Below are 14,755 nucleotides of genomic sequence, written 5' to 3'. Positions count from 1 at the left end.
GAAAAACCCCGCTTCTGCGGGGTTTTCGATTCATCAGCGGATGATTTCCACCTTGTAGCGCGGCGGCAGCAGCAGCGCCGGAATTTCGCGCTTGGCCTTGCGGCTGCGGCGGCCAGGGCGGGCCTGTTTCAGTCCTTCGCTCTTGCCGGCCGACAGGGCCGGCATGGACGGCGACGCGGACGAGGGCTCGCGCGCCGGCTTGGGACGCGGCAGCCAGGACGGCCAGAAACCGTCGACGCTCTGCGGCGTCAGCGTCTGCTTGGTCAGCTTTTCGATCGCCTCGTGCTGCCTGGACTCGTCCGGGCACATCAGCGAGATCGCGATGCCCTTGGCGCCGGCGCGGCCGGTTCGGCCGATGCGGTGCACATAGTCTTCCGGAGAGGTGGGCAGCTCGAAGTTCACCACATAAGGCAGCTCGGAAATGTCCAGGCCGCGCGCGGCGACGTCGGTGGCCACCAGCACGCGCAGCTTGCCTTCCTTGAAGCCAGCCAGCGTCTCCAGCCGCGCGCCCTGGGTCTTGTCGCCGTGGATGGCCTCGGCGTCCAGGCCATCGCGCTTCAAATCGCGCGCCAGCTGGTCGGCGCTGATCTTGGTCTTGCAGAACACGATCACCTGGCTCATCTCGCGCGAGCGGATCAAATGGGCCAGCAGCTGGCGCTTCTTGAAGTTGTCCACCTGGAACACCAGTTGCTCGACCTGGTCGTTGGTGGCGTTCTGGCGGGCGACCTCGACGGTCTGCGGCGCATGCATGAAGTCGGCCGCCAGGCGCTTGATCTCCGGCGCGAAGGTGGCCGAGAACAGCAGCGTCTGGCGCTCCTTGGGCAGCATGCCCATGATCTTGCGGATATCCTGGATGAAGCCCATGTCCAGCATGCGGTCGCCTTCGTCCAGCACCAGCACTTCCACCTTGTTCAGCTGCACCGTTTTCTGCTGGATGTGGTCCAGCAGGCGGCCCGGCGTCGCGATCAGGATTTCCACGCCGCGGCGCAACTCCTGGGTCTGCGGGTCCATGTTGACGCCGCCGAAGACGGTGGTGGCGCGCAGCGGCAGGTACTTGGTGTAAGTCTGCACGTTGACGCCGATCTGGTCGGCCAGCTCGCGGGTCGGCGACAGCACCAGCGCGCGGATCGGATGCATCGCCGGCGACACGCTGGTATTGGCGAACTTCTTCAGCCGCTCCAGTATCGGCAGCATGAAGGCGGCGGTCTTGCCGGTGCCGGTCTGGGCGGCGGCCAGCAGGTCGCGACCGGACAACACCAGCGGAATCGCCTTCTCCTGGATCGGCGTCGGCTGGCTATAGCCCTGCTCGTCGATGGCGCGCAGGATTTCCGGCGACAAGCCGAGTTCGGAAAACAACATTTAACACACTCCTGCAATACGTAAGGGCACGTTGCGCCTTCCGCGCCAACGCGCCCCGATGTTCATCAATGACAGCGGTCAGCAGAAACCGTCGCTTACTCGACGCGCCCCTCGGGCTTGTCCTGCTGACCGCTCTAAACCGGCGGCAGACAAAAACGCGCCGCCCGCAGGCGGCGATACGGATCAACCCATATGGCTGGCCACGCTGATCAGCAGCGTCACCGCCAGCCACAGCAGCGCCGAGCGCCATACCAGGCCGACCGCGCTCTTCAGGAAGCTGGGATCGGCTTCGTCGCCCAAACCCAGTTCCGGCCGGTACTTGACCGAGTAATCCTGCCGCAGCGGATCGCCCAGCTTGACGCCCAGCGCGCCGGCGGCGGACGCCAGCAGGATGCCGTTGGCGTAGTTGCCCCAGGTGCGGGCCTGGGAGCGCCAGCAGTAGATCGCATCCTCGAAATCGCCCATGATCGCGAACGAGATCGCGGTCAGCCGCACCGGAACCCAGTCCAGCCAAGCCGCGAAACGGGCCGCGAACAGGCCGAACGGATCCTCGTCGGCATTCCGGCTGCCCCATTTCTGATTCAGCATAGAACATAGCCGGTACAACAAGGCGCCGGAAGGCCCCGGCAGCACCACGAACCAGAACATGGTGCCGAACACGTGCCGGTAGCTGTCGACCACGCCCTGCTCTATCGCCAGGCGGGAAATCTCCTCCACCGACAACTCCGCCGTCGGCAAGCCTGTCCAGCGGGCCAGCGCCATCCTGGCGTCGTATTCCCTCCCCTCGGCCAGCGCCTGGGAAATCTCGGAAAAGGCGCTGGAGAAATGGCGGAAACCCATGGTCAGATACAGCACCAGCACGTTGAACGCCAGTGCAAGGATAGGGCTCATCGCCTTCAGCGAGTAGAACAGCAACAGGCTCAGCAGCAGGGCCGGCACGATGGCCGCCAGCCAAGCGAACACGCCATGGCGCTCGGCGCCGGCGTTCAGGTTGCGCTCTAGATGATTGGCGTAGCGGGTGAACAGCAGCCATACCCGGTTGCGATTGCCGAGCGGTCGCAGTTGCTCCAGGGCTAGGGCAAGAATCAGTGAAATCAGGGTCATGGATTCTGGTTAGCGATTTTCACGGGACCGCTGGGGAAGATACCATAAAGGCGGGGGTCGCGCCCACCGCGATGTCGCTCCGGCGCAGAAAACGACAAGGGGCGCCGCAGCGCCCCCGTGCAAAACAATGCCGAGCCTATCAGGCGGAACCCAGTAGACGGCGGCCGGACACCAGCTCCGGCGGCTGCCCGTCGGGGCCATAACCCAGCGTGGAAGCCGCTGCCGTGCGCAGCACGTCCAGCGAGCTCTCCACCTGCGCCAGGCGCTCGTCGACGAAGGCGGCGTTCAGCTGATTGATGCTCTGCGCGCGGTTGACCGCGTCTTCCAGGCGCGTCCACTCCTTGCAGGCCGAGGGCTTGTCCGCCAGCCAGATGTAAAGCGTATCCTTGTCCTGCACGCCCAACGACTCCATCAGCCTGCCCCGTTGCGCGGACTGCGCCGCCAGTTGATCGAGCACCTCGCTCTTGCGGTCCGCAAGCGGCTCCAACTGCAGGCTCTCGCCCCGGATCAGCAGCTTCTGCTCCTGCTCCAGCAAGTCGACAAGCCGGGCGACGATCTCTATTTCGTCCCGGCAATAGCTGACAAACTGCTCAACGGCTGACATATCGCTTCTTCCGTTATTTCGTCCCGCCGCAAGCGCCTCAGCGGTTCAGCAATTCCTGAGCGGACGAGATTAGGCCATCGGCGATCTTGTCGGCGTTGATGCTGAAGCTGCCGTTGGCGATCGCGGACTTGATCTGCTCCACCTTGGCGGCGTCGAACGACGGCTGCTGGGCGCTGGGATCGTTGCCGATCGCGCTCAGCTTGCTGGCGAGCGAATCGATCTTCACGCTGTCATCCTTGGCGCTAGCGCTGCTGCTGGAACTGGACGAGGCACGAGGCGAGGGCTTGCTCTGGGTGCTGTAGGTGCCCGACAGCTTGCCCGAATTGTCGATCTTCATGGCCTGACCTTCTCGTAGCTAAACTCAACTGATCCTATTATCGACCGAAAAAACAATCTCTTGAACTATTTTCTGCGAAATGTCCCAGCCTAGAAAACCACCGCCACGCTGCCGTCCGCCTGGACCACGCCCAGCACCACCCGGCCAGTGCTGAGCCGCACGCTGATCTGATCGCCCTGGGCCGCGTTGCCGAGCGCGGTGCCCTCGGCCTCGGCGCTGAAACCGTCGCCCTGGGCCTGCACCTTCACCCGCTGGTTGCTGCGCACCAGGTAGGGCGCGCGCACCATGAAGTTGCGCACCCAGGCGCCGGCCGGCGCGCCGGAACGCAGCACCTGGCCCACCGCCTGGCTGGCATCGGTGAGCACATTGCCGGCCAGGGCCGGATTGCTGATGTCCACCAGCCTCACATCGCCGCCGCTGATGGTTTCCCCGGCCATCATCGCCCGGTTCAACACCACGCCCAGCCGCTTCTCGTTGATCCGCACCGGGATGCGCAGCGACCAGCCCAGCTCCGGGCAGGACACCGCGACGAAAGTCGATCCCGTGGTCACGCCCGGCATCGCCCATTCCGCTTTCGGCGTGTTGCACGCCGGCACCACCAGCCTTCTGTCCAGTTGGCCCAGCGTCCAGGTCGCGGCGCGCATTTCCAGCTCGCGCTTCAGAAACAGGTTGGCAAGATGCTCCAGCCGCGCCAAATCCTGCGCCCCGGCGCCCCAGGCGGCGCCGGCGGCAAACAGCCAGCACAGACCGATCATTAATCTTCGCATGTCCGCATTTTAACCGATGCCCCGCCCCTGCGCGAAGACGATTGACAAGCGGGGAGCATATTCGAATAATCGTTTGATTAGAGCTTAGACTCTTGGCACTAAAAACAGAAGACAACACCCCGAACGAAAAGAGGAACATGATGCGCAACCGCTTGACCACTCTCGCCCTGGCCACCGCGCTGGCACTGCCGGCCGCCGCCCACGCCTACAGCAACATCTACTTCTTCGGTGACAGTCTGACCGATATTGGCGCCTTCGGCGGCCTGGGAGGGTTGCCGTCCACCGCGCGCTGGACGCTGGGCTATGGTCCCGGCTGGTCGCAAGACTTCGGCGGCCGCTTCGGCATCGCCGTCACCCCGAACAATCCCAACAACAGCACCATAACGGCAAAGAACGGCAACAACTACGCACAGGGCGACGCGCGCGCGCAGCCGGCCAATCCGGTCAACACCAACCCGGAATCGCCTACGGGCAGCCCCGTCCCCGGCGCGATCAACGTATCCGACCTGGTGGACCTGACCGTCAATGGCGCCGTCACCAACCCCGGCCAGATCTCGACTTACCTGGCCCAAAGCGGGGGCAAGGCCGATCCCAACGCGCTGTACTCGATATGGATCGGCGGCAACGATGTAATCAATTCGCTGACAGTAGGTCAGACCGCCATGGCCACCGCGCTCGCGGGTGGCGCCACGCAGGCCCAAGCGCAGACGGCTGCCTCAAACGCTATCCAAAGCTACCTGACGACCTCGGCAACCAACACGGTACAAGCTGTCGGAGCGCTGAAAGCCCGGGGCGCCAATACCATTTTGCTGCCGAATCTGCCCAATATCGCCACCGCGCCGCTGGCGGTGTTTGCCACCATCAATGCGAAATACTCCACCCCGGCAGATGCTGCTAATCTGGCCACCGCCTGGGGGGCGGCCTGGAATGTCCTGAGCGCATCGCCGACCGCCACCTCGGCCGCGCTGGTGCAGCAAGCGCTTGCGGCTGCGGAAACCAGCGTGGGTCTCTCCTCCGGCACGCTGTCCAACATCTACAGCACTCAGGTGCAGCCCACCCTCCAATCCGGCTCTTCCGGCTACAACCAACTGGTCGACATGCAACTGGTCGGCGCAGGCCTGAGTCACGGCATCATCCGCGCCAACATCAACGGCTTGTTCAATGAAATTCTGGCCAATCCGACTGCCTACGGTCTCACCAATACTTCCGGCTCCGCCTGCCCACAGTCCGCCCTGTATTGCAATGCGCAGGTCGTCGCCGGCATCAATTACCTATTCACTGATCCGCTGCATCCGACACCGCAGGCCTACAAGATCGTCTCCGACTACTTTTACGGCCTGACCCAAGCCCCCTACTTCGCCGCCGCCATTCCGGAGTCGTCGCTGAACAACGCCCGCCAGTTGGGCGGCGCGCTGGACGCGCGCTACCAGGCCATCCGCTCGCAGAAGCGCGCGGTCGGCGAAGTCAGCGCCTTCGTCAACGGCGCCTTCGGCGACGGCAAGGCCAGCTACGGCGGCTTGTCGGCCAAGCCGAAGGGCCAGCTGTACACGGTGGGTCTGGACTTCCAGGCCACGCCGGCGCTGAGCGTCGGCCTGGCGATGTCCCGCCAGCAGGGCAAGACCGATGTCGACAGCGTGGGCACGCCCGGCAGCATCGACGACCGCACCACGCTGATGAGCGGCTTCGCCAGCTACAACCAGAACAAATTCTGGGTGGACGGCGACCTGCACATCGGCTCCGGCGATCTCGACACCCACCGCAACGTGACCTTGGGGCCGACAACGGTGGGCATCGACGGCAAAACCCGCGCCACCCAGTTCGGCCTGCGCGCCGCCGGCGGCTACCGGATGCAGTACCGCGGCGTCACCACCGGACCGGTGGCGGGCCTGGACTACGCCTACGCCAAGATCGCCGGCTTCGCCGAGCAGGGCGGCACCAGCAGCAGCATGAGTTTCTCCAGCCAGAACGTCAGCTCGCTGGTGGGTCGCGTCGGCTGGCAGCTGGACGCCGAAGTCGGCAGGTTCAGCCCCTATGCCAAGGTCAGCTTCGCCCACGAGTTCAAGCAGAACGACCGCAGCGTGACCGCCGGCCTCGCCACCACCGTCGGCGACTGGACCACCAACCTGGGCAAGCCGGACGCCAACTGGATGGAATGGACCGCCGGCGTCAGCGCCAACTTCAACAAGACCATCACCGCCTTCGGCCAACTGACCGCCACCAGCGGCAAGAACGGCGGCAACCAGACCGGCGGCAACATCGGCGTCGCCATGTCGTTCTGATCGTTTCGCCCAAAACGAAACAGGCTCCCGAGTGAGCCTGTTTTTTTACCTGAGCGCCGTGCCGGAATCAGCCCAGCGTCTTCTCGATCAGCGCCTTCACCTTGCCGGCGTCCGCCGGCAGCGTCACCACCCGCTGCGGCAGCGATTCCAGCGCCTCGAAACCGGCCGGCCGCGGCGGATCGCGGTCCAGCGCCTCGCGGATGGTCTCGGCGAACTTGGCCGGCAGCGCGGTTTCCAGACAAACCACGGTTTCGCCTTCGCGGCGCAGCTCGCGCGCCGCCTTGATGCCGTCGGCGGTGTGGGTGTCCACCACCACGCCGTCCTCAGCGTCCACCTGGCGGATGGTCGCAATGCGGTCGGCGTGCGCGCTCTTGCCGGACACGAAGCCAAACGCGTCGCGCACCCGGCCCATGGCGTCAGCATCCAGCTGGAAGCCGCCGCCGGCGTCCACCTCGGCCCACAGCCGCTTGACCTCGGCCCCGTCGCGGCCGACCAGATCGAAAACGAAGCGCTCGAAGTTGGAGGCCTTGGAGATGTCCATCGACGGGCTGGAGGTGACATAGGTGCGCTCGCTGCCGCGCGGCGCGTAGCGGCCGGTGCGGAAGAATTCGTCCAGCACGTCGTTCTCGTTGGTGGCGACGATCAGGCGCTCGATGGGCAGGCCCATCTGGCGCGCCACGTGGCCGGCGCAGACGTTGCCGAAGTTGCCGGACGGCACGCAGAAGCTGACTCTCTCGTCGTTGCTCGCCGTGGCGCGGAAATAGCCGTGGAAGTAGTACACCACCTGGGCGACGACCCGGGCCCAGTTGATCGAATTGACCGTGCCGATCTTATGCTTCGCCTTGAAGGCGTGGTCGTTCTGCACCGCCTTCACGATGTCCTGGCAGTCGTCGAACATGCCCTGGATGGCGATGTTGTGGATGTTCTCATCCTGCAGGCTGTACATCTGCGCGCGCTGGAAGGCGCTCATCTTGCCGTCCGGGCTCAGCATGAACACCTGGATGCCGCGCTTGCCGCGCATCGCGTATTCGGCGGCGGAACCGGTGTCGCCGGAGGTGGCGCCCAGGATGTTCAACGTCTCGCCGCGCTTCTCCAGCACGTATTCGAACAGCTGGCCGAGGAACTGCATCGCCATGTCCTTGAACGCCAGCGTCGGACCGTTGGACAGCTCCAGGATGGCCAGGCCGTCATGCAGGCGCTTGATCGGCGCGATGGCCTCGCTGCCGAAGGTTTCCGCGCGGTAGGCCCGCGCGACGATGCCTTTCAGGTCGTCCGCCGGGATGTCGTCGGCGAACAGGCGGATGATCTCGAACGCCAGCTCGGCGTAGCCCAGTTGCCGCCAGGCATCCAGCGTGGCTCGGTCGATCCTGGGATAGCGCTCCGGCAACAGCAGGCCGCCGTCCGGCGCCAGGCCCATCAGCACGGTTTCGCAAAACGGCAGCGGCGCCATGCCGCCGCGGGTACTGATATATCGCATCAACGTTGTTCCAGGTATTGGCCGCAGGCGGCGGAGGCTTCCTTCAGCCGCTGCTTGCCGCGCGGATCGTCTTTCTTGATCTGGCCGGTCACCACGCCCATCACCTCCTCCGAGGTGAAGGTGCTGGCCAGCTTCTCGCTGGCGCACTCGCAGTAGCGCTGCACCTGCTCGTTGCCGGGCTGGCCGACGCCGTCGGACGCCGGCGTGCGCTTGACGCAGCCGCGCATCAGGAAACCCTGCAGCAGCTGGTGCTGGCCGGGGCTGAGCGGCGTGGCGGCGGCGACGCCGGAAAACAGCGCGGCGCACAGTCCGGCTTGCAAGAACTTAGTCATTCAACTCTTCCATTCGCAAACGCACCACCTTGCCGTCGACGCTGTCCAGCGCCTCGATGCCGGCGATGGCGCGATTGATCGCCTTCTCCTGCACGCGGTGGGTCAGGATCACGACTTCGGCGGTGCCGTCGGACACCGAGCCCTTCTGGATCAGCGCCTCGATCGAGATGCCGTTCTCCGCCAGCAGGCGGGTGATGTTGGCCAGCACGCCGGCGCGGTCTATCGCCCCGATGCGCAAGTAGTAGGAGCTGGTGACCTCGGCGATCGGCAGGATGGGCAGATCCTGCAGCTGGTCGGGCTGGAAGGCCAGGTGCGGCACGCGGTGCTCCGGGTCCGAGGTCAGCAGGCGGGTGACGTCGACGATGTCGGCCACCACCGCGGAGGCGGTGGGCAGCGCGCCGGCGCCGGCGCCGTAGTACAAGGTCGGGCCCAGCGCGTCGCCCTTGACCAGCACCGCGTTCATCACGCCGTTGACGTTGGCGATCAGCCGGCCTTCCGGGATCAGCGTCGGATGCACGCGCAGCTCCACGCCCTTGTCGGTGCGGCGGGTCAGGCCCAGCAGCTTGACGCGGTAGCCCAACTCCTCCGCGTAGCGGATGTCGCGGCCGTCCAACTTGCTGATGCCCTCCAGATAGCACTGGTCGAACTGCATCGGGATGCCGAAAGCCAGCGCCGCCATGATGGTCAGCTTGTGGCCCGCGTCGTGGCCTTCGATGTCGAAGGTCGGGTCCGCCTCGGCATAGCCCAGCTTCTGCGCCTCGGCCAGCACGTCGGCGAAGCTCGCGCCCTTGTCGCGCATCTCGGTCAGGATGAAGTTGGAGGTGCCGTTGATGATGCCGGCGATCCATTCGATGCGGTTGGCCGCCAGGCCTTCGCGCAGGGTCTTGATGATGGGGATGCCGCCGGCCACCGCGGCTTCGAAGGCCACCATCACGCCCTTTTCCTGCGCGCGGGCGAAGATCTCGGTGCCGTGCAGCGCCAGCAGCTTCTTGTTGGCGGTGACCACGTGCTTGCCGTTTTCGATCGCCTTCAGCACCAGATCCTTGGCGACGGTGTCGCCGCCGATCAGCTCGACCACGATGTCGACGTCCGGGTTGTTGACGATCTGCAGCGCGTCGTCCACCACCGGCACCTCCGGCCCCAGCGCCGCCCGCGCCTTGGCCACGTCGCGGTTGGCGGCCTGGATCAGGCGGATCTCGCGGCCGGCGCGGCGGGTGATCTCGCCTGCGTTCCGTTTCAGCACGGTGGCGGTGCCGCCGCCCACGGTGCCCACGCCCATCAGGCCGATATTGATCGGTTTCATGCACATCTCCATTCAGTCCCTGGTTTTATTCCGGCCGAAGGCCGTCTGGACAGGCGCTTCCTGTCCAGGCGGTCCTCGAGCGGCGGGAACGCGCCCCGCCGCCCGCTTTCAAACGCTTACTCGGCAGCGCCGTGACGCTTGCGGTAGCTTTCCAGGAAGCGCGCGATGCGGCCGATGGCCTCGATCAGATCGTCCGAGTTGGGAAGGAATACCACGCGGAAGTGATCGGGCGCAATCCAGTTGAAACCGCTGCCCTGCACCAGCAATACCTTCTCCTGCTGCAGCAGTTCCAGGATGAACTGCTGGTCGTCGGCGATCGGGTAGACCTTGGGATCCAGCCTGGGGAACAGGTACAGCGCGCCCTGCGGCTTGACGCAGGACACGCCCGGAATCTCGGTCAGCAGCTTGTGGGCGAGGTCGCGCTGGCGCGCCAGGCGTCCGCCCGGCGCCACCAGGTCGTCGATGCTCTGGTAGCCGCCCAGCGCGGTCTGGATCGCGTATTGCGACGGCACGTTGGCGCACAGCCGCATCGAAGCCAGCATGTTCAGGCCTTCGATGTAGTCCTTGGCGTGCTTTTTCTCGCCCGACAGGATCATCCAGCCGGCGCGGTAACCGCAGGCGCGGTAGTTCTTGGACAGGCCGTTCAGCGTCACCACGAACAGGTCCGGCGCCAAGGAGGCGATGGAAGTGTGCCGGACCGCGTCGTACAGCACCTTGTCGTAGATCTCGTCGGCATAGATGATCAGCTGGTGCTGGCGCGCGACGTCGACGATCTGCTGCAGCAGCGCGGGCGGATACACCGCGCCGGTCGGATTGTTCGGGTTGATGATGACGATGGCGCGGGTGGTCGGCGTGATCTTGGCGCGGATGTCGTCGATGCTGGGGAACCAGCCCTGCTCCTCGTCGCACAAGTAGTGCACGGCCTTGCCGCCGGCCAGGCTCACCGCCGCGGTCCACAGCGGATAATCCGGCGCCGGCACCAGCACTTCGTCGCCGTTGTCCAGCAGCGCCTGCATCGCCATCACGATCAGCTCGGACACGCCGTTGCCGACGATGATGTCGTCCATCGCCACGTTGGGCAGGTGCTTCTGCTGCGCGTAATGCATGATGGCCTTGCGCGCGGCGAACAGACCCTTGGAGTCGGAGTAACCGGACGCCGCCGGCAGGTTGACGATCACGTCCTCGATGATCTCGTCCGGGGCGAAGAAGCCGAACGGCGCCGGGTTGCCGATGTTCAGCTTGATGATGCGGTGCCCCTCGTCCTCCATCCTCTTCGCGTGTTCGAGCACCGGTCCGCGGATGTCGTAACAGACGTTGGCGAGTTTCTGAGACTTGTGTACTGGCTGCATGGCGGCGGCGGTTTCCGTTTCAGGCCGCCCGCCGGACGGAACGGTCTTGCGTTGGCGGTGTGGTTGTTTCATGGGATCTCTTGTCATGGTCCGGCCGTCGCGATAACCGCGCTTCGCGCGTGGTCGCGCCGGCCCCGGGTCTGGGTATAATCCTATCCCAATCTTTGGTGCGCTGCACAGCGCCGCCGCGCGGCCCGCCCGCCGCGCCGCCAACCTACGTCGATGGAGCCAATCCGATGAAAATGCAGCAATCGCTGGGACCCGGCCAGAACCTGTTCACAGGCTACGGCGCAGGCCATGTGCTGATCAACGCCCAACGCCACGACGGCAACCTGATCGTCAGCGCCGACGAGATTTCCGCCTGGGCCGCGCCGGACTTCGCCGGCCTGGCCGCCGCGCACTTCGAGGCGCTGCTGGCCTACCGGCCGGAAGTGGTGCTGTTCGGCTCCGGCGCGACCCAGCGCTTCGTCCACCCGCGGCTGTACGCCGCGCTGACCCAGGCCGGCATCGGCGTCGAGTGCATGGACACCCAGGCCGTCTGCCGCACCTTCAACATCCTGCTGGCCGAAGACCGCCGCGTGCTCGCCGCGCTGCTGGCGATTTAAAGCGACCCGCCCTGGCGCGGCCGCTCGCGGTGGTAGGCCCACACCACGGCGGCCGAGGCCAGCGACACCAGCGCCAGCAACGCGAACAGCGCCGCCTGGCTCCAGGCCAGGCCGATCAGCACGCCGCCCAGCCAGGGCCCCAGCACCGAACCGACGCGGCCGATGCCCAGGCTCCAGCCGACGCCGGTGGCCCGCAGGCCGGTGGGATAGGCGCTGGCCGCCAGCGCGTTGACCGCCGGTTGGCCGCCGATGATGAAGAAGCCGACGCAGAACAACAGCGCGTACAGCCACAAGGCCTGCCCCTCCACCTGCCCCAGCAGCCACAAGCCAAGCGCCGCCAACAGAAAGCAAGGCGGCAAGGCGCGGCGGAACCCGCCGCGGTCTATCCACCAGCCCAGCGACAACGTGCCGGCCACGCCGCCCAGCTGCAGCATGCTGCCGGCCAGCAGCGCATCGCGCATCTCCAGCCCCTGCGCCCGCAACAGCGAAGGCATCCAGTTGGACAGGAAATACAGCACGATCAGGTTGAGAAAGCTCAGCAGCCACAGCAGCAGCGTGCGCCGAGCCAGCCCGCCGCCGAACAGCGCGGCCACGGAATTCCCCGCCGACGGCGGCTCCGCCAGCCATGGCCGGCAGTCGGCCGGCAGACCCGGCTCCATCCGCCGCAGCCAGAACAAGGCCTGAGGCGCGCGGCCGCGCAGCAGCAGGAAGCGCGCCGACTCCGGCAGGGCCCGCAGCATGGGCAGCCACAGCAGCAAGGGCGCGGCGCCGCCAAACACGAATACCGCGCGCCAGCCATGCGCCGGAATCAGCCACGCCGCCAACAGGCCGCCCAGCAGCGCGCCGGCGGTGAAGCCGCAGGAAATGATCATCATCAGGCTGGCGCGCCGCCGCGCCGGACTATACTCGCCGGCCAGCGCCATCGCGTTGGGCATGATGCCGCCCAAGCCCAGGCCGGTGAGAAAACGCAGGACGATCAGCTGCGGCAGCGTCTGCGCCGCCGCCGTCGCCAGCATGCCCGAGGCGAACATCAAGGTGCAGGACAGCAACACCGGCCGGCGACCGACCCGGTCGGACAAGGCGCCGAACAGCAGCGCGCCCAGCAGCAAGCCGAACAGCCCGGCGGCGAACACCGGCCCCAGCGCCGATTTGGCGATGCCCCAATCCTCCAGCAGGGCCGGCGCGACATAGCCCATCGCCTGCACGTCGAAGCCGTCCAGAATCATGCACAGCCCGCACAAGGCCAACAGCCGGTGCTGAAACCCGCCCAGCGGACGCTCGTCCAGCCACTTGCCCAACTCCATGCCCGCTCCTTCGATATGCGAATGTCAAAACAGCATCGAAGAAAGGCGGGAGCGGGTCAAGCTGCGGCGCAGCACCAAACACTGGCCAGCCAGATACAAACGGTGTCAATGAATCACAGCTGTCGGCAGCCATCTAAATCCTTTTTGGGCCGGCACTGGCAAAACAGCCTTGGACCAAGATGATGCCGATTGCGGTTAGATGGGCACTCGAAGCCTGGATATCATGAAGCGCCCAACTTCCCCTTCTGGACGCGCCGTCCTGAAAGCTGAGGGCAAGGTCTTAAGCTGGCGCATGCTTGAGGCGCGCGACGTTAGCGCGCGCCGAGTTCGCCAGCGCCTTGCCCTCAGAATTCAGGGCGGGAACTCGCGGCCTGAGGGGCGGCCTGGGGGTGCCGGGGGGCTGGCCGCGCAGCCCCCTGGCCTGCCCGGCGGGCAGCCCCGCCATCCGAAACATCATCCGCGCATGCGGATTCCACCAAAATCCATCCCATCTCAAGATACAAAAATGCCGCTCGCCAAACAGGCGAACGGCATCGATGCAGACGGACCTCGGACCACCCGCCGGACCAGCCTCAGTGCAGCTTCAACGCCGGCCGCGCCGCGCGGCGCAGCTTGTCGCCAATGAACAGCAGAATCGCCAGCGCCCAGCCGTGCACCGCAGCCTGGTGCATCCGGTACAGCGAGGCGTAGATCAGCTTCGCGCCGCGGCCTTCCACGTGGTAGTCGCGCTTCGGTCCCACCACCGCCGCCAGGCTGCCCACCGCGGTGTGCTTGCCCAGCGACACCATCATGCCCTGCGGCTTGAACACGAAGGGCCGCGCCGGCTTGTCGTCCAGCCTGCGCGCCAGTTCGTCGGCCAGATAGCGCGCCTGCTGGTGCGCCACCTGGGCGGTGGCCGCCAGCATGCGGCCGCTGTCGCCATCCGGAGCCGCCGCGCAGTCGCCCATCGCGTAGATGCAGTCGCCGCCGGCGCAATGCAGCCGGGTATCCACCACCAGCTGGTTGACGCGATTGGTCTCCAACCCGTCCAGGCCGGCCAGCCAGGCCGAGGCCTTGACGCCGGCCGCCCACACCGTGATGTCGGCCTCCACCTTGCTGCCGCCGGCCAGCGCCACGCCGTCGGCCTCCACCGCCGCCACCCGGCTGCCGGTCAGCACCCGGATGTTCTTGCCGGCCAGCTGCTCCTCGGCATAGGCCGACAAGGACGGCGGCGCGGCGGCCAGGATGCGGTCCGCGGCCTCGATCACGCTGATTCTCACCCGCTCCGGCTGCAGCCGCGCGCCGTAGTGGTGCAGCTCGCACATGGTGTGGTTCAGCTCGGCCGCCAGTTCGACGCCGGTGGCGCCGCCGCCGACGATGGCGATGGACAGCGCGCGCGCCGGCTCCTCGCCGCTGCTGGCGCGGAAGGCCTGCTCCAGCACGCGGTGGCGCAGCTTCTCGGCGTCGTTGGGGGTATTCAGGAACATCGCGTGCTCGGCGACGCCCGGCGTGCCGAAATCATTGGCCTCGGCGCCGACGGCGATCACCAGCCAGTCATAGCCGATCTCGCGCTCCGGGCTCAACAGCTGGCCGTCGCTGCCCGGTATCGCCGACAGGCGGATGGTGCGGCGCTTCTGGTCCAGGCCCTGCATGTAGCCGAACTCGAAGTCGTAACCGTTGCGGTAGCCGTGGGCGAAGTAGTTGACCTCATCCTCGCCGGTATTCAGCGCGCCGGTAGCCACCTCATGCAGCAACGGTTTCCAGATATGGGTGGGCGAGCCGTCCACCAGCACGATCTGGGCGCGGTGGCGCGCCCCCAGCGTGCGTCCCAGCCGGGTGGCCAGCTCCAGCCCCCCTGCCCCGCCCCCGACGATGACGATCCGCGGCACGGCCGCGTTGCGGCTTAACATAAGCTGCTCCTTATTAGTGGTATTTTTCGCCAAGGTTACCGCATTT

General features: G+C 66.3%; 13 protein-coding genes. 2 read left to right on the top strand and 11 right to left on the bottom strand.

Annotated elements, in window-relative coordinates:
- Positions 1-33 precede the first annotated feature (33 nt).
- The 5 genes from CV_RS04905 to flgA form a co-directional block, all read right to left on the bottom strand.
- Positions 34-1,359, bottom strand: coding sequence for a DEAD/DEAH box helicase (locus CV_RS04905; RefSeq protein WP_011134558.1), 1,326 nt, complete (start codon positions 1,357-1,359; stop codon positions 34-36).
- 183 nt (positions 1,360-1,542) lie between these two features.
- Complete coding sequence (locus CV_RS04900; RefSeq protein ID WP_011134557.1) at positions 1,543-2,463, bottom strand: CobD/CbiB family protein; 921 nt, start codon at positions 2,461-2,463, stop codon at positions 1,543-1,545.
- 139 nt (positions 2,464-2,602) lie between these two features.
- Positions 2,603-3,067: a flagella synthesis protein FlgN gene (locus tag CV_RS04895; RefSeq protein ID WP_011134556.1), complete on the bottom strand. Its 465-nt coding sequence runs from the start codon at positions 3,065-3,067 to the stop codon at positions 2,603-2,605.
- A gap of 37 nt (positions 3,068-3,104) precedes the next feature.
- The gene (flgM, locus tag CV_RS04890; protein ID WP_011134555.1) at positions 3,105-3,404 is read right to left on the bottom strand and encodes a flagellar biosynthesis anti-sigma factor FlgM; all 300 of its coding nucleotides are present in this window, start codon (positions 3,402-3,404) and stop codon (positions 3,105-3,107) included.
- An 89-nt stretch (positions 3,405-3,493) separates the two neighbouring features.
- Positions 3,494-4,171 (bottom strand): flagellar basal body P-ring formation chaperone FlgA, encoded by a 678-nt coding sequence (gene flgA / locus CV_RS04885; RefSeq protein WP_099426534.1) that lies wholly within the window; start codon positions 4,169-4,171, stop codon positions 3,494-3,496.
- 137 nt (positions 4,172-4,308) lie between these two features.
- Here flgA and CV_RS04880 point away from each other — a divergent pair, with 137 nt between their 5' ends.
- Positions 4,309-6,450, top strand: coding sequence for an autotransporter outer membrane beta-barrel domain-containing protein (locus CV_RS04880; protein WP_080508920.1), 2,142 nt, complete (start codon positions 4,309-4,311; stop codon positions 6,448-6,450).
- Between the two features lie 67 nt (positions 6,451-6,517).
- On the opposite strand, the gene thrC is transcribed toward CV_RS04880, so the two are convergent.
- From thrC to CV_RS04860, 4 genes are all read right to left on the bottom strand, one after another.
- Positions 6,518-7,927 carry a threonine synthase gene (thrC, locus tag CV_RS04875; RefSeq protein WP_011134552.1) on the bottom strand — a complete coding sequence of 470 codons (1,410 nt, stop codon included), beginning with the start codon at positions 7,925-7,927 and terminating at the stop codon, positions 6,518-6,520.
- A complete protein-coding gene (locus CV_RS04870; RefSeq protein ID WP_043595538.1) occupies positions 7,927-8,259 on the bottom strand; it encodes a hypothetical protein in 333 nt (110 codons plus the stop codon). The genes thrC and CV_RS04870 overlap by 1 nt, the downstream gene beginning before the upstream one ends.
- Complete coding sequence (locus tag CV_RS04865) at positions 8,252-9,562, bottom strand: homoserine dehydrogenase (protein WP_011134551.1); 1,311 nt, start codon at positions 9,560-9,562, stop codon at positions 8,252-8,254. The genes CV_RS04870 and CV_RS04865 overlap by 8 nt, the downstream gene beginning before the upstream one ends.
- 116 nt (positions 9,563-9,678) lie before the next feature.
- Positions 9,679-10,911 carry a pyridoxal phosphate-dependent aminotransferase gene (locus CV_RS04860; RefSeq protein ID WP_011134550.1) on the bottom strand — a complete coding sequence of 411 codons (1,233 nt, stop codon included), beginning with the start codon at positions 10,909-10,911 and terminating at the stop codon, positions 9,679-9,681.
- A gap of 236 nt (positions 10,912-11,147) precedes the next feature.
- On the opposite strand from CV_RS04860, the gene CV_RS04855 reads away from it, so the two are divergent.
- The gene (locus tag CV_RS04855) at positions 11,148-11,516 is read left to right on the top strand and encodes an Mth938-like domain-containing protein (protein ID WP_043595537.1); all 369 of its coding nucleotides are present in this window, start codon (positions 11,148-11,150) and stop codon (positions 11,514-11,516) included.
- On the opposite strand, the gene CV_RS04850 is transcribed toward CV_RS04855, so the two are convergent.
- Complete coding sequence (locus CV_RS04850; RefSeq protein WP_011134548.1) at positions 11,513-12,820, bottom strand: MFS transporter; 1,308 nt, start codon at positions 12,818-12,820, stop codon at positions 11,513-11,515. The two genes, CV_RS04855 and CV_RS04850, sit on opposite strands and share 4 nt — an antisense overlap.
- 572 nt (positions 12,821-13,392) lie before the next feature.
- Positions 13,393-14,709 carry an NAD(P)/FAD-dependent oxidoreductase gene (locus tag CV_RS04845; RefSeq protein ID WP_011134547.1) on the bottom strand — a complete coding sequence of 439 codons (1,317 nt, stop codon included), beginning with the start codon at positions 14,707-14,709 and terminating at the stop codon, positions 13,393-13,395.
- Positions 14,710-14,755: the final 46 nt, after the last annotated feature.

It is taken from the genome of Chromobacterium violaceum ATCC 12472 (assembly GCF_000007705.1).
In the GTDB taxonomy this organism is placed as follows: domain Bacteria; phylum Pseudomonadota; class Gammaproteobacteria; order Burkholderiales; family Chromobacteriaceae; genus Chromobacterium; species Chromobacterium violaceum.
The sequence above is the reverse complement of the archived record's forward strand: the minus strand, read 5'-3'. Positions and strand labels throughout refer to the sequence as shown.

What these genes read in the sequence shown, in the direction of transcription:
- CV_RS04905 (WP_011134558.1), bottom strand. Translation starts at nt 1,359, where the DNA reads ATGTTGTTTTCCGAACTCGGCTTGTCGCCGGAAATCCTGCGCGCCATC.
- CV_RS04900 (WP_011134557.1), bottom strand. Translation starts at nt 2,463, where the DNA reads ATGACCCTGATTTCACTGATTCTTGCCCTAGCCCTGGAGCAACTGCGA.
- CV_RS04895 (WP_011134556.1), bottom strand. Translation starts at nt 3,067, where the DNA reads ATGTCAGCCGTTGAGCAGTTTGTCAGCTATTGCCGGGACGAAATAGAG.
- flgM (WP_011134555.1), bottom strand. Translation starts at nt 3,404, where the DNA reads ATGAAGATCGACAATTCGGGCAAGCTGTCGGGCACCTACAGCACCCAG.
- flgA (WP_099426534.1), bottom strand. Translation starts at nt 4,171, where the DNA reads ATGCGAAGATTAATGATCGGTCTGTGCTGGCTGTTTGCCGCCGGCGCC.
- CV_RS04880 (WP_080508920.1), top strand. Translation starts at nt 4,309, where the DNA reads ATGATGCGCAACCGCTTGACCACTCTCGCCCTGGCCACCGCGCTGGCA.
- thrC (WP_011134552.1), bottom strand. Translation starts at nt 7,927, where the DNA reads ATGCGATATATCAGTACCCGCGGCGGCATGGCGCCGCTGCCGTTTTGC.
- CV_RS04870 (WP_043595538.1), bottom strand. Translation starts at nt 8,259, where the DNA reads ATGACTAAGTTCTTGCAAGCCGGACTGTGCGCCGCGCTGTTTTCCGGC.
- CV_RS04865 (WP_011134551.1), bottom strand. Translation starts at nt 9,562, where the DNA reads ATGAAACCGATCAATATCGGCCTGATGGGCGTGGGCACCGTGGGCGGC.
- CV_RS04860 (WP_011134550.1), bottom strand. Translation starts at nt 10,911, where the DNA reads ATGCAGCCAGTACACAAGTCTCAGAAACTCGCCAACGTCTGTTACGAC.
- CV_RS04855 (WP_043595537.1), top strand. Translation starts at nt 11,148, where the DNA reads ATGAAAATGCAGCAATCGCTGGGACCCGGCCAGAACCTGTTCACAGGC.
- CV_RS04850 (WP_011134548.1), bottom strand. Translation starts at nt 12,820, where the DNA reads ATGGAGTTGGGCAAGTGGCTGGACGAGCGTCCGCTGGGCGGGTTTCAG.
- CV_RS04845 (WP_011134547.1), bottom strand. Translation starts at nt 14,709, where the DNA reads ATGTTAAGCCGCAACGCGGCCGTGCCGCGGATCGTCATCGTCGGGGGC.